Origin of the sequence: Anaeromassilibacillus sp. 1001302B_160321_C8 (assembly GCF_015554745.1) — a bacterium.
GTDB classification, from domain to species: Bacteria; Bacillota; Clostridia; order Oscillospirales; family Acutalibacteraceae; genus Anaeromassilibacillus; species Anaeromassilibacillus stercoravium.
In genome coordinates this window covers 159,739-174,024 of the sequence record NZ_JADNJD010000002.1, presented here as the reverse complement: position 1 = coordinate 174,024, position 14,286 = coordinate 159,739, and the positions used below count along the sequence as shown (strand labels likewise).

General features: G+C 50.9%; 13 protein-coding genes and 1 pseudogene. 6 read left to right on the top strand and 8 right to left on the bottom strand.

Annotated elements, in window-relative coordinates; translation table 11 throughout:
• The first annotated feature begins 100 nt into the window (after nucleotides 1-100).
• The 6 genes and pseudogenes from I2E77_RS02270 (at nucleotide 101) to I2E77_RS02240 (ending at nucleotide 5,645) form a co-directional block, all read left to right on the top strand.
• Nucleotides 101-775, top strand: coding sequence for a hypothetical protein (locus I2E77_RS02270; protein ID WP_195450543.1), 675 nt, complete (start codon nucleotides 101-103; stop codon nucleotides 773-775).
• A gap of 76 nt (nucleotides 776-851) precedes the next feature.
• Nucleotides 852-1,295 (top strand): hypothetical protein, encoded by a 444-nt coding sequence (locus I2E77_RS02265; RefSeq protein WP_195450542.1) that lies wholly within the window; start codon nucleotides 852-854, stop codon nucleotides 1,293-1,295.
• A complete protein-coding gene (locus I2E77_RS02260; protein ID WP_195450541.1) occupies nucleotides 1,292-1,972 on the top strand; it encodes a hypothetical protein in 681 nt (226 codons plus the stop codon). Before I2E77_RS02265 ends, I2E77_RS02260 begins: the two co-directional genes overlap by 4 nt.
• 14 nt (nucleotides 1,973-1,986) lie before the next feature.
• Complete coding sequence (locus tag I2E77_RS02255; protein ID WP_195450540.1) at nucleotides 1,987-3,186, top strand: antirestriction protein ArdA; 1,200 nt, start codon at nucleotides 1,987-1,989, stop codon at nucleotides 3,184-3,186.
• Between the two features lie 474 nt (nucleotides 3,187-3,660).
• A pseudogene (locus tag I2E77_RS02245) lies at nucleotides 3,661-5,391 on the top strand (type IV secretory system conjugative DNA transfer family protein); the annotation flags it as partial.
• On the top strand, nucleotides 5,388-5,645 hold the full coding sequence (locus I2E77_RS02240; RefSeq protein WP_195450539.1) for a helix-turn-helix domain-containing protein: 258 nt from the start codon (nucleotides 5,388-5,390) through the stop codon (nucleotides 5,643-5,645). The pseudogene I2E77_RS02245 and the gene I2E77_RS02240, both read left to right, overlap by 4 nt.
• Before the next feature lie 199 nt (nucleotides 5,646-5,844).
• On the opposite strand, the gene I2E77_RS02235 is transcribed toward I2E77_RS02240, so the two are convergent.
• The 8 genes from I2E77_RS02235 to I2E77_RS02200 form a co-directional block, all read right to left on the bottom strand.
• A complete protein-coding gene (locus I2E77_RS02235; RefSeq protein ID WP_195450538.1) occupies nucleotides 5,845-6,261 on the bottom strand; it encodes a winged helix-turn-helix domain-containing protein in 417 nt (138 codons plus the stop codon).
• Nucleotides 6,258-6,653 (bottom strand): metal-dependent transcriptional regulator, encoded by a 396-nt coding sequence (locus tag I2E77_RS02230; RefSeq protein ID WP_195450537.1) that lies wholly within the window; start codon nucleotides 6,651-6,653, stop codon nucleotides 6,258-6,260. Before I2E77_RS02230 ends, I2E77_RS02235 begins: the two co-directional genes overlap by 4 nt.
• 18 nt (nucleotides 6,654-6,671) lie before the next feature.
• Complete coding sequence (locus I2E77_RS02225; protein WP_195450536.1) at nucleotides 6,672-8,420, bottom strand: ABC transporter ATP-binding protein; 1,749 nt, start codon at nucleotides 8,418-8,420, stop codon at nucleotides 6,672-6,674.
• A complete protein-coding gene (locus I2E77_RS02220) occupies nucleotides 8,421-10,205 on the bottom strand; it encodes an ABC transporter ATP-binding protein (RefSeq protein WP_195450535.1) in 1,785 nt (594 codons plus the stop codon).
• A 125-nt stretch (nucleotides 10,206-10,330) separates the two neighbouring features.
• Nucleotides 10,331-11,797: an ABC transporter ATP-binding protein gene (locus tag I2E77_RS02215; RefSeq protein WP_195450534.1), complete on the bottom strand. Its 1,467-nt coding sequence runs from the start codon at nucleotides 11,795-11,797 to the stop codon at nucleotides 10,331-10,333.
• The gene (locus tag I2E77_RS02210; RefSeq protein ID WP_195450533.1) at nucleotides 11,794-12,546 is read right to left on the bottom strand and encodes an energy-coupling factor transporter transmembrane component T; all 753 of its coding nucleotides are present in this window, start codon (nucleotides 12,544-12,546) and stop codon (nucleotides 11,794-11,796) included. Before I2E77_RS02210 ends, I2E77_RS02215 begins: the two co-directional genes overlap by 4 nt.
• Nucleotides 12,546-13,142 carry an MptD family putative ECF transporter S component gene (locus tag I2E77_RS02205; RefSeq protein WP_195450532.1) on the bottom strand — a complete coding sequence of 199 codons (597 nt, stop codon included), beginning with the start codon at nucleotides 13,140-13,142 and terminating at the stop codon, nucleotides 12,546-12,548. The genes I2E77_RS02210 and I2E77_RS02205 overlap by 1 nt, the downstream gene beginning before the upstream one ends.
• Nucleotides 13,143-13,272: 130 nt before the next feature.
• Complete coding sequence (locus I2E77_RS02200) at nucleotides 13,273-14,259, bottom strand: helix-turn-helix domain-containing protein (protein ID WP_087334709.1); 987 nt, start codon at nucleotides 14,257-14,259, stop codon at nucleotides 13,273-13,275.
• Nucleotides 14,260-14,286: the final 27 nt, after the last annotated feature.

Sequence of the window (14,286 nt, the reverse complement as noted above, 5' to 3'; positions counted from 1 at the left end):
TTTGAGGCGTCAATTTGTTGGTCACGACGGGCCATCAGATTGGCGCCCTTTTTGCTTTCAGACAAATTTAAAAAGGGCACTAAATATCAGGAGGTAGTAAATGAACCGAGAACAGTTTTTTCAGGAGCTTCGCACAGCTCTCCACCGTGAGGGATTCACTCCGCAGCCGGAACAGGATGAATTGCTTCCTGTGGAGTGGGATGGTCTCCCCCTCTGCCGGATCACAGCGGACGGAGGCGTTCGCTACTGGCAGGAGGATGTAGCGACGCCGGAACGGGAACGAGCCTGTGAGCGAGCCACCGATCTGGCCTGCACCGTGCGGGAGTACATGACGCTGCTGGAACAGGCTCCGCCCCTGCAAGCCCAGAGCCTGACCGGTGACTACCGCCTGCTGGCTGACTTCAACGGAGCCGTGCTGGCTGCCCATCCCACCCGGCTTGGCGTTCAATTCGTCACATGGGACTGGAGCTTCGACCGCACAGGTCTCAATCAGGGCAATTACTTTCAGGAAAACTATGCAGGTGCCAAGCAGGACTTCGCCATCCGCGCCGGCCTCATTTCCAAACAGCAAATCTTCAATCAGGAGCAGCTTATCGAAATCTACCGGTGCTGCTCTGACACCTTAGACGCTGGTTATGACTTGACTGTCGAGCAGGAAAAGTGCATACGGGGCGTTCAGGAGCAGATTGCCATTGCAGCTCCCGATGCTCTGGAGCGCATAAGGGAGCAGGAGCAGCACCCCATGGAACCCTACAACCGAGAACCGATCATGTAATATTCAGGCGCCGGAGTTTTAGAAATAAGACTCCGGCGCTTTTTTATTGCCTCAAACCAGACAGGAGGATTGAAGATTGGATCAAAAGAACGAACAAAAAGCGCCGCTGCGCATCAAAAACCTGGCTGAGTTGAAACGCTGTATCCGCCCCGGGACAGAGTTGGTGGCAACCAGCCATAGCAAGCACCCTGCCCTGGTCGGGCTTGTACGGGTGGTGACTGAGGTTCAGACCAATGCTTACTATTCCGTGGTCAAGGGCCAGCCGACTCACCAGTATTCGACCTGTAATTACGGGAAGGGATTTCGCTCTGATTTCGAAAAGGCATCCAACTATTTATTTGAGGGCACGACCATCAAGGTTCTTGACCGCAGAAGCGGTGATAACAGCGTGCTGTACGAAATGGAGCTTTATCCCGGCGAATGCCTTATGCCCAGCCAGAAAAGCGATACGGAGGAGAATGAGGGAATCAGGGAAGACGATTGCGAAATCAAGCAGAAAGGGATGGGCATGACCTTATGACACGCTACTTCATGCGGGATACACCGCTGTGCCAGCTGGAACAGCAGATGATGACCCCGCCCTATTTCAAGCCCAGGGGCCATGGCCGATACTATCCAAGTTTCCAATATAGCAGAGATGACATGGAGTGCCCATACTGCATGAACTTCAGACGAAAGCATCCCTGCCCTTTGGAGCAGTGCGTCTGTCTGGATGAACGGATCGTGGCCGGTGCGATTGACCTCAACGAGTTTGTCAGGGATTGCTTCTTCCCTGAAGCGGGAGTGCAGCTTCAGGCCCGCTTAGAGAGGAGTTTCAATGGCTGCTCCATTGGATTTTTCCTGAGCGATAGTCATCGGGAGCGTTGGCAGCACTGGCGTGCGCGTTGCTATCGAATGTCAGACCGTAATCTGGCCGCGCTGTTTCTCCTCACGGCGTATGAGGATATCTGGCGCAGGATGATCTGGAAGTTTGATGCCTGCGGATTTGACTTCAAATCTGTCCAGCTTTCCGGCATCCAGCCGGAGCTGTACAGTGTTTATCAAGCGGCCAAAGCCATCTCCACCGGCAGCCGCAATATCACTCTTGCCGATCTCGCATCCCCCGAATTGGTCACAGATGAGGCGTTCCACCTGATTGTCTGCGCTCTGCTTCTGGCTAAGTACGGAGATGCGATTTTGAATTTTGAAGGAAAGTAAGGTGATGCAATGTGATGATGGAAGCAGTTCTGAGCAACGCCGACCACCCGGAATACGGTGTTGCGACGATCCCTCTTCCCATTCCCAGAAATCAGTACGACCACTGCGTTGCGCTGTTGGAGGCACTGGAGATCGGCGATGCCTCTGAAGCCGACTGCCGCTTGGACTCGCTCGACAGTGCTTGGCCCGTGCTGAATCGGCTGGTATGCACCAAAGTCAACCTTGATGAGTTGGACTATCTGGCAAAGCGGCTGGACAGCTTTACTGTGGGCGAGTTTTCGCAATTTCAGGCAATGGCTGAAAAGCTGAATCTCGCCAGCATGAAGGATCTCATCAATCTGACCTTTTGTTGTCAGCAGGCAACAGTGATTACGGACTTCACAAATTTAAAGGAGATTGGCCGTGACCACTACATGAACATCCACGGCGGCTGCGCAAGCATGGAAGAATTGGAGCAGTTGGACGGAGCGGAAACCGCCATTCTGCTGATTGAGGACAATGAGGGAACCGTCACCCGCTATGGCGTGGTCTATGACAACGGCATGCAGCTTTCACAGCTCTATGATGGAAAACACCTGCCCTGCTACCACTATGAGGCCGATATGACTGCTGTCGGGATATCCACCCGGTGGGAGCCGGAGAACAGCAGGAATGTGACCTGGATCTATCTCCCTGCATCAAAAGGACAAATTGAGCGCGCCATGCAGCGTTCCGGCATTGCTGACCCAAAGGATATGTGCCTCTTTATAGCTGACAGTTCATTCCCAGAGGAAGTGGATGTAGCACTGGACTTCCAGTGCGATAACATCCACGAACTCAATGAGCTGGCGCTGGCTGTGGAGAAGTTTTCGATTCATGACCGCAAGAAGTTGGGAGCGGCAGTAAGCATGGCCAAGCCGGAAAACGCCAGCCAGATCCGCCGTCTGGCGGAAAACATGGATCTGTTTGAATTCGCCCCCGGCGCTCATACCCCCGAGGAATATGGGAAATACATGATTCAGAGATCCGGCCATTTTGAGTATGACCCCAATCTGGACGAGTTTTATGACTACGAGCGGTATGGCCTGCAGCACATGGACTATCAGTCGGGCGTGTTTACCGACCGAGGCTACATCGCCTATGTTGGCACAGTAGATCTGGAGGAACTGATGGCAGAAGATCCGATGGATCAGTGCCAGCGGGAACAGGGGGTTCAGATGGGAGGAATGACATGATCCAACTTTTCATGAAACGAAGTGGGAGTCCTGTCATTGTCCCGCTCAATTTGCCCGCATCTCATGACGCTATGACAGAAGCGGCCAGCCAGCTTGATGAGGCCAGCAGAGCAGGAAAAACAGAGATCGTCGAGATCAAAAGCGTGATCGCCAATCTGCCGTCGTACCTCAGCGGACTCGACCCTGGTTCCAGAACGCAGCTTGCACAGCTGAATCAGCTTTCGAGCATCATTGCCAAAATGGACTCCCGCGAACGGAACATCTATGCCGGCGCCTTGGATGGCAACAGCATCAATGATCTGAACGATATGATTCGTGTGGCGGAACAGGTGTCGGACTATATCCTCATTCCCAATGTCAATTCAGATGTGACGCTTGGCCGTTATGTCGCTGTTGCCGGTCAGATTCAGGGCGATCCCAGATTCCCCGAAGCAGCCTGGCCCTACCTGGACTTCGCAAAAATCGGCGCAGAATACCCTGAGCGGGATCAAATCCAAAACGGTCGGCGACGGCCAGCACGGCACCGCAAGATGGGCCACAGCCAAAGAGATCCGGCAGACCTATGCCCATGTTCCCTTCGAGGTGAAGAAATGGCGCAGCGGCCAGAACCTGCCCACGGAGCAGGGGCTGGTGCTGGGGTGCAAGGGAAAGAAAGGCGAACTCACCGCCCTCGTGGACAGCGATGACATCCACTGCCTGATGATCGGTGCTTCCGGCATCGGCAAGACCGCCTATTTTCTCTATCCCAATCTGGAGTACGCCTGCGCCAGCGGCATGAGCTGGCTGGCGCTGGACAGCAAGGGTGACCTCGCCCGCAATTACGGCGCCATTGCCAAGAACTGCTATGGGTATCAGAATGTGGCCGTGATCGACCTACGAAATCCCACCCGCTCGGATGGCAACAATCTGCTGACGCTGGTCAACCGGTATATGGACATTGCCCGGAGTGACCCGAACAATCTCGCGGCCCGGGCCAAGGCCGAGAAATACGCCAAAATCCTGTCCAAGACCATCGTCAATCCGGACGGCGATGACAGCAACCGCGGTCAGAACGCTTTCTTCTACGATGCGGCGGAAGGTCTGCTCACCTCGGTCATCCTGATGCTTGCCGAGTTCCTGCCGCCCGATAAAGACCACCCCCAGGAGCGCCGGCATATCGTCTCCGTGTTCAAGCTGGTGCAGGATCTGCTGGAGCCCAGCCGTGTCAAGGGCAAGAGCCACTTCCAGCTCCTGATGGCAAAACTGCCGCCGGATCACAAGGCGAGGTGGTTTGCCGGTGCCGCCCTCAACAGCGCCGAGCAGGCAATGGCCTCCGTCATGTCCACCGTGCTGTCCCGCTTGAATGCCTTTCTGGACAGCGAGCTGGAGCAGATCCTGTGCTTCGACAGCGCCATTGACGCTGAGAAGTTTGCTTCGGAGAAGTCTGCCATCTTCCTGATCCTGCCGGAAGAAGACACAACCAAGAACTTCATGGCCGGTCTCATGATCCAGAACCTGAGCCGGGAGCTGTTCGCTGTGGCCGATGAGAACGGCGGCAAGCTGAAAAACCGGGTGGTGCTTTTCTGTGACGAATTCGGCACCATGCCCCCGTTTGATATACTGCCCCTTTTCTCCGCTGGACGCTCTCGCCGGTTAACGCTCGTGCCGATCATCCAGTCCTTAGCGCAGCTCGAAAAAAACTACGGGAAAGAGGGCTGCGAGATCATTCAGGACAACTGCCAGGACACCATCTTCGGCGGCTTTGCACCCAACAGCCAGACTGCGGAGGTGCTGTCCAAAGCCCTGGGCAGCCGCACCGTCCTCTCCGGCTCGGTGAGCCGGGGCAAGAACGATCCCAGCCAGAGCCTGCAGATGATGGAGCGCGCCCTGCTGACGCCCGACGAGCTGAAATCCATTCCCAAGGGCAGCTTTATCGTCATGAAAACCGGCACTCATCCCATGCGGACCCGGCTCCAACTCTTCTTAAACTGGGGCATTACCTTCGGGGAGCCGTATGTGGTGCCGGAGAGAGCCAACCGAGCGGTGGCCTATGCCAACCGGGTGGATCTGGAGCGGAATCTCCCGCAGCTCAGCGAGCCGGAGGAGATGGACGAAAGCCGCGGCTATGCGGTATCCAGCCGGGGTGGAATCGCCCATACCCCGGCCCAGGAGAGAGCTGTAAAGCGAGGGAAGCAGATGAAGACATTCGGAGAGGAGGAACGATGAGCTACTTCGGAACGATTTACGCCGACACTGAGCTTCCCTCCAGAGCGAAGGCGGTCTATATGTACCTGCGGGATCGCTCCGATGCCGAGGGAAAGTGCTGGCCGGGCATTAAGACCATTGCCTCGGACATGAAGCTGTCCCGCTCCACGGTCAAGCGGGCGCTGCACGATCTGGAGCAGCGCGGCTATCTGAAAAAGGCTTCCCGGCACAGGCCGAATGGGAGCAGCACCTCCAATCTCTATACCGTGAAATAAAAGAGAGAGTGGTTTGTACCAAAATGTAGTACAAACCACTCTCTGAATCAATGGCAATTTCAAAATCTTCCGCCAAGGGAGAACTGCGCCCATTCGCTGAACCCAGGGGCGGTTCATTGTGAACCACCCAGAAGGACTCACTCTATCAGAGATTTAGGTCAGAGAAAAGACATCCATGCGAAAGAAAATAGTGGTGGAATTACGGTTCATCGACATCCAGACAGTATCCGACTTCCCGCACGGAGCGAATGTAGAACGGGGCATCTGGATTAGCCCGATACAGCTTCTCGCGCAGGTTGCAGATATGAAAACCTATCGTATTGTTTTCGTTTCCTGTAGTGAAATCGCCCCAGACCTGTTCGTAAATCTGTGCGTAGGTCAGCACACGGCCTTTGTTGGTGGCCAGCAGCAGGAGAATCCGATATTCTTTTGCGGTAAGCTGAATCTCCTGGCGATCCCGAAAGACCTTTCGTCTGCTTGGAAAGATCTCAAGACCAGGGAGCGACACCATCGGTTCCTCATCAACCTCGATTTTTTCTATCTCAGGGTGGTTTTTGAGGATAGACAGGATCTGCTCCAAAACTTCCGTATCTCTTTCATGCAGCTCCAGAATCATGACTCGTCCGATGATATCACCGCTTTCTCGGTCAGTTTATAAGCAACTTTCAGTCGCTCAAAGGTTTCCTCGCTGATCACATGCTCAATCCGGCAAGCATCCCGTTCCGCCGTTTCGGGGTCTACGCCGGCTTCAATCAGCCGGTCGGTAAAGAAGCGATGCTTTTCGTAGGTGGCCTCGGCAACCTCACGGCCAAGGTCAGTCAGGTGCAGGAAGTGATCCTCGTCCATGAGCAGAAAGCCGCCCTTTCTCAGCGTAGCCACCGCATGACACACGCTGGGCTTCGATACCTCCATGTGCCGGGCAACATCCACGGAGCGTACCATGCCCATCTTCTTATGGAGAACCAGGATGGCCTCCAGGTAATCTTCACCCGACGCATGAAGTCTCATCGGGACCTCCCTTCACTACTATGCCAGGCTCCATCCGGCTGCATTCTTTCGGATATTGACAAAATCCTGATAGATACCAGGCTGCTCCAGAAGTTCCTCGTGGGTGCCATGCTGTGCGATTTGGCCGTTGTCAATTACCAGTATTCGGTCGGCATTCTGGATGGTGTTCAGACGGTGAGCAATCACAAGCAAGGTCTTACCCTTTACCAGTTCCGAAATAGCTTCCTGAATATAGCTTTCATTGTCGGTGTCAACACTTGCGGTAGCTTCGTCCAAGATGACGATAGGTGCATCCTTCAAGATACAGCGAGCAATCGAAATACGCTGTTTCTCGCCGCCGGAAAGCGTAGCACCGCCTTCTCCAACCACAGTCTGGAACCCGTCCGGCAAAGCCATAATGAAATCATAGCAGCGAGCTTTCTTCGCAGCCTTATAGACTTCTTCCTCCGTAGCATCCGGCTTCCCCATGCAGATGTTGTTATAGATAGTATCCTGAAACAGATACACTCGCTGGAATACCATACTAATCTGATCCATCAGCTCCGACAGAGGTATATTCCGAATATCCACACCTCTAATTGTCACACTGCCAGATTTCACATCCCAAAGCCGAGCCAGTAAGTTTGCGATGGTAGATTTGCCGCCCCCAGAAGGACCTACCAAAGCCGTCATGGAATTTTTCTTCATGTCAAAGTTAATGTGATGCAGCACTTCTTTATCCTGATAAGCGAAAGCAACATCATGGAACTGGACCTCCGGCTGTCCAGGATGTGCCTGGACCGGAAGATGTTGTTTTCCTGTGTCGGGAAGTTCCGGTTCCTCCAATACAGCCTCAATGCGATCCAGTGCGGCGTTCATCACGGTCAAGCGGGACGCCTCGCCATAGAGCGCCTTGAGCGGCCCGAACAGGTCAAAAACGAACAGAAGGACACCAAATACATAAGCCAGAGAGAGCGCATCGCTCCGCTCCAGAAATACCGCCAAGCCAAAAATCGCAGCAATCCCGATTCCATAAAGGATATTTAGCCCCATGGTCCACGGAGTCATCTTCCGTTCAAAAGCGAGGGAAGTATTTCTGGAACGCTTAAAATTCCCGGTCAGTTCTTCCGACTTCTCACCCAGCAGGTTATAACTCTTAATAACGCCAATGCCTTCCACAAAGGACAACACGGCATCAGTCAACCGTTCACTTTGTTCCTGACGGCCCGCCGCTTCCCGAAGGGATACTTTGTTCATTCCTCTGGATACCAGCCATGCAAAAACCGTTACGATGGCAGCAACCAGACCAAGCTGCCAGTTCAGATAAAACATGAAAGCCAGCAGAACCAGAGAGGACAGCAGATAGCTCATCATGTTGCCCAGCGTACTCATGGCAACTTCCTCAATAAACACCATATCGGTGCTGAGGACTGAACTGATTTTGCCGATGTTACCGGAAGTGAAGTAACCCATGGGCAGTTTACGCAGATGTCCGCCCAGCTCCATGCGCTTCTCGGCAAACATCAGATAGCCCGCAGCACTCTGGAGACTGTCGCTGAGATAGTGGACAATCATCTGCGCCAGCACAGCTGCAACAAGGCCAAGCCCCACATAGAGACAGGTCTGTTCAGTCAGTGTCCCAGCCGCAAATCCGCCCAAAACTACAAAGGCCACAAAAATTGGCATTTTAGACAGGATGGACTCCAAAAATGCACAGACAAATGCCCCCTGGATTCGGCTCTTATAGTGACCGGAGAGTTTCAAAATTCTTGAAAACAGTGCAAACATTTAGTTTCCCTCCTTTGCAGTATGTACTTTCCATTCGGCGCTATCCTGGGCCGCCTTCCACAGTTTTTGATATTCCGGGCAAGACTGTATCAAGTCCTGATGCTTTCCTGCTGCAACCAGCTTGCCTTGGTCTATGACACAGATCTGATCGGCGTTCATAACAGCGGGCAGCTTATGAGCGATAACCACCAGGGTCTTATCCTTCACCAGTTCCGCAATCGCTGCCTCCATCTTCTCCTCGTTTTCGGGATCAGCGTAGGCGGTGGCCTCGTCGAGCACTACAATGGGGGCATCTTTCAAAATGGCTCGGGCCAGAGAAATACGCTGACGCTGACCGCCGGATAGCATCTTGCCCGCGTCACCCACCATGGAATGGATGCCTTGAGGCAATTTCTCCAGAAATTCCATACACTGAGCCTTTCGCGCCGCCTCCAATACTTCTTCATCGGTGGCGTCCAACCGCCCAATGCGGATATTCTCCAGCAAAGAAGTGTTGAACAGGTATTGATCCTGCGCCACATAGGAAATGCGGCTGTTCAGAGCCTCCAAACTCATATCACAAAGTTTCTGCCCGCCAAGGGAGATGCTGCCTTTTTGCGGGTCATAGTAGTGGATCAGAAGTTTTGCCAGAGTGCTCTTGCCCGAGCCGGACTCTCCCACCAGGGCTGTTTTCTGACCAGCCTTGGCCGTAAAACTGATGTCGTGGAGCACTTCTTCCTCCACCACCATTGGCTTTCCGTCCGGGCCGGGTTGTGCCTTGGTGTAACCAAAAGAAACATGGTCATAAACGATGGAATCGTCTTTCCCGTGGAAGCTGTCAGGCGTCTGCTGAAGCTCCGGCGCATCTAAAACCTGCTCCAATGCAGAAATCTTGTAGTTAAGCTGGGGCATGGTGGGCAGGAAGCCCAGAGATTTTAGGAGTGGCATCCCGATGCTCAGGGAGAGGCACAGCACTAAAATCAGGTCCGGCAGGGCTGACCAGCCCGAAAGAACAAACCATGATCCCAAGGGCAGAGTGAGGATGATCGTGCAGGGTAATAGACTGCTGTAAATCGCCATCCAGGGCCATGCCGCCTTATACCACGCCAAGGTATAATCCCGATAATCCGAAACATCTTTACGAAACCGTTCATAGGAGTCCGCATCCTTGTTGAATACCTTGACAACTTCCATGCCGTTGATGTACTCGATGATGGTGTTGTTCATCTTCTGGCCAGCCATATAATAGGGACCCATTTTTTTCATGCCCACCGAGTACATGGTCATCATGGCGATCAGGCTGATGGGGATGGAAGCCAAGGACAGCAGTGCCAACTTCCAGTCCACGAAAAACATCGCCACATAGACCGCAATCGGGATCATCAGGTTTGCAATTCCCTCCGGCATGGAGTGCGCCAACAGGACCTCCAGACTGTCCACATCATCAACAAACAGCTTTTTGACCGTTCCGGTGCCTTTATCCTGGATCACTCCCAGCGGCAGTTTCTCAAACCGCTTTTGAAGGGCAGTTCGCAGACGAAGCAAAGTGTCATAGGCTGCCTTGTGTGAGATATTCAGTCCCCAGCCGTAAAAAATGGCTTGCAAAACCAGGCACAGCAATACTAAAACCACTCGCAGGATAATGAACGCAGCGTCGATTGTTTTCCCCATGACCAACGGCGCAATCACCTGGTAAGCCAGAATGAAGGGAATCACCCCCATAAGAACGCTGACCAGTACGACCACTGTAGCCACATACATATTTTTCTTATATGGCCCTGCATACTCAAAGATTTTTTTGAACATAAGCCCTCCTTATATTGTGCCGTACTGTCTGTATTTCAAAAGCAGGAGGCCGCCAAGGTGAGCGGCCTCCTATCATAATCTTTCTATCCAGTCAAGGCGGCCCTGACATTCATAATTTCTAAAGTTTACTGGCGGATTCGGAAAAAATCCAAAACCTTTTTACTGCCGGATTCGTCCAATGGATAGCTTTCTTTTATTTGCCCTTTTTCCATATGGACTACATAAGAACATCCCGCCATCACTAATTCTGGATCATGTGTAATAACAAAAAGCGTTTTGCCCTGATCTGCGAGTGATTTCAAACTCAGCGCCACTTCTCGCATATGTTTGAGATCAAGCCCGCTGGTAGGTTCGTCAAACACAATGATCTCCCGGTTACTCACAATGGCAGACGCAATCGCTACCCGCTGTTTCTGCCCGCCGGATAGCGAAAGCGGATGCCTGTCTTTGTATGCCAGCAGATCAAACTGTTCAAGGATTTTATCCACAACGGTTTCATCCTCGTTGTCCATGCTCAGAAGGACTTCATCTGTTACACTTTCAGTAAATAGCTGATGGCTGGTATCCTGCATTACCATATAGCAGTGTTTGAGCCGGGCTTTCCAATCAAGGGCTTTTCCGTCAACCTGCAAAATGCCACATTTCTTTTCCAGTCCGCAAATGCAGCGGGCCAGAGTAGATTTTCCCGCACCGTTCAGACCGATAATAGCAATCGTTTCTCCAATGGGCAATTTTGCATTCGGAATATGGAGACTTTCCGGTTCCCGCTTTTTATATGAAAAGCAAAAATTTTGAAGCTCCATCTGCTTAGCTATGTGCGTCTGATACTGATTAGCCGGTTTCAGTTTCGAGAGAGAAAACGGCCGCAGCCCCATTTCTTTTTGAGTGCTATCCGATAAGCTGTCAAAATCAGCAGGTGTGTATTCCTGTTTAATCTCCCCATTTTTTACATACAGCACACGATCCACAAGGTCGTGAAGGTAGTAAAGGCGGTGTTCTGCAATCAGAATTGTTTTACCCTGCTTTTTCCAGAGGCTCAGGACCTGCCGCAGATCGTCAATGGCAGACATATCCAAATTTGAAGATGGTTCGTCAAGGGCCATAATTCCCGGCAACAATACGCTTGAAGAAGCGCAGGCTATTTTTTGCTTTTCACCACCGGACAGAGCAAACACGCTCCGTCCCATCAAATCTTCAATATGATAATCGGAAACCGTCCGTTCCATCCTTTTTAGGATATCCTCTTGGGGATAGCCCAAATTTTCGCAGGCAAAGGCTAATTCACTATCCGTATCCACATTGAAAAACTGGCTTTTAGGATTTTGAAATACAGATCCCACCATAGCAGCCAAGTCATAAAGCGGCGTATCGGATACGCTTTTTCCGTCCAGAAAGACATTGCCCTCTAAATTGCCCTCGTAATAATGAGGCACCAGCCCGTTTACCAAACGAGTAATCGTTGTTTTCCCACAGCCGGATTCCCCTGTGAGTAAAACAAATTCCCCTGTTTTTATGGTGAGATTGATATTTCTAATCCCTCCGCCGCTGGAGCCTTCACCATAAGAAAAAGAAACATTTTGAAAATCTATCATGGCAAAATCCCTCCTGCGGTGATTATCGGTGAAGCAATCGCCCAAAGCACTACAAAGCTACAAAACAAGATCAGCACCACATCGGCAAAATTGAATTTAAGCTGGCAAATGTTTGTGCGTTTGACAGGAGCGCCGAGGCCACGGGTAATTGCCGCCGCTGAAAGTTCCTCACCGGTTTTCACGGAGCAGGTAATCATCGGGATCAGCTTATACTCCAATATTTTTGAAGATTTTTTTCCTCCAAGTTTAATCCCTCGCATTTTCATAGCGTCACTGATTGCTTCTGACTCCTGAAAGACAGTTGGAAAGAAGCGGAACATGACCGTTAAAGGAATCGTCACCTCTTTGGGCATATGGATTCTTTCCATGCCGGAAATCAATTCACTGACAGTTGTTGTTTTCACTGCATAGGCAGCAATCGCAACACTGGGAAGGATTCGGCAGAAGAATCCTGTTGTAAACAGAATGAGGAAATTTAATATCCCCGTAAGGTGCGGCAAAACATAAACTTGAACAGCATAAAAAGCAGAAAATACAGCAATATAGCTCACCGCTTTTGCACATTGTTTTGATGTAAACAGCAATATAGCCGGAACCGCACAAAGAACAAGGCGGATCAGCCCCATAGCTTCTCCGCCTGTCCCTCCCATGACAAAAATACTGATGATGAAGATGAGCAACAGCTTTGTACGCGGATCAAGCGGCAGGCCCGTTTCTGCTTTTTTGCTGAGTAGAATTTCCCGCGCCATTATGCAATACCAGCACGCTGGAAGTGCTTTTTACAAATGGCCTTTCCAATCAGGCCGCCAACAATACCAAACACAAAGCAGGCAACCAGCAGAATAGGAGCAATCCACATGGGCATATATGTATTCAGTGTAGCGGCATATTCTGCGCCATATCCCTCGGTCAGCATTACCAAATAGCTTTCACGGTTCAGGAAAATGGGAGCAAAGTTGCCAAACACCCAGATGCTGAACACTCCGCAGGAAAGGACTGTACTTTTCGCGCTCTTGTAGTCAGCCTTTTTCAGAATCACATCAGCCAGCAGGCCACCAACGAGACCAGTTACCATAGTAAGATAGCCGTTACCGAAGAACACCATAATCAGGCCAATCAGGAAACCCATGATTGCGGTCATCCCGAATTTTTTAGCCTTTGTAACATACAGCATATAAGGGATGCCGCCAATCAAAGGGCACAGCACCGCCATCAGCGGAATAAAAATGGGAATAAAGCCAATCATCGCCACCAACATAACAATGACGACATAGATAACGGTGTAGATGCCGATGGTGATTAAGTCTTTTCCCTCAAGCCGGGAAGTTTTTTTCTGGGAACTCATACCAGTCTCCTCCTTATCTCTGAGAAAATGAAAATATGGTGCAGTTAGCATTACCTAACCGCACCACATAGAATATCAGTTATCGTAGACTAATCCAACCCAAAACCTACCCGTTTTGACCCAAAAACAGTCAGGCTTCTTTTTTTGTGCTATCGAACCGGCTTTCTCGGTAATTTTTTGGCGCCACTCCATATCTCTTTTTGAAGGCGGCTGCAAAATTACTGGCTTTCCCATATCCGACTATCGTAGCAACCTCACTTACATTCCAGTTGCCTTCCAAAAGCAACTGTGCCGCCTGTGCCAAACGCTGCTCTATAATATATTGATGGATCGGCATACCGTAGAATGATGAGAACCCGCGTGTCAACTTCGTCATGCTCAAGTGTACCATACGAGATAATTCCTCACACGAAGGAGCAAATGCAAGCTGACCGTCTATAATTCTCTTGGCTTCCATAATGGCGGTCCTCTCAGTCCGAGACATCGAAATATCGTTGCCCATCAGGATGTCCAATTCAAGCACTTCGCTTAAATAAATAGAAAGCAGTTCCAGCAGCTTGCCATCTAAATATAAATAGCCAAGACCGCCGCGATACTGTGTGAACCGGCTTGTCTCCGCTAAAATTTGCTCCATAACGGGTGTTACCGGGACTTTAGAAATCCCGTTAAGAAGTTTCTTTTCATAAGCAGTTACTTCCTGCCCGTCAAAGTAATCTGCAAGAAGGCGAGAAAAATAGGAAACAGGGATTTTTATGCTCTTGAATAAGAAATTGCTGTCTTTTTTGTAGCAAATGTATTCTGTACCCCCGTGCCCAGCATAAATACAGGACTCATTCTTTTGAATAGAGACAGAACGCCGTTCATCCATGATGCCCCAGGAAATTCCGTCATTCAGGCAGAAAATAATTTGCATATACTCCTTGCTGACACATCCCTGCACATTCATATCAGAGCGGTAGTTTAATTCCCAATCAGAAAGAATCACCCCATGCTTAATTTTTGTTTGAGTAATACGTCCGCTCCCTAATTCATTGGGGATATCCAAAGCAATAGTTTGTGGAGAATTGGAAAGCAAATCATTATAGAGTTGATTGAGGTAACAATTATCATAGATCATGGGGAGATTTCACCTCTTTTCACATAA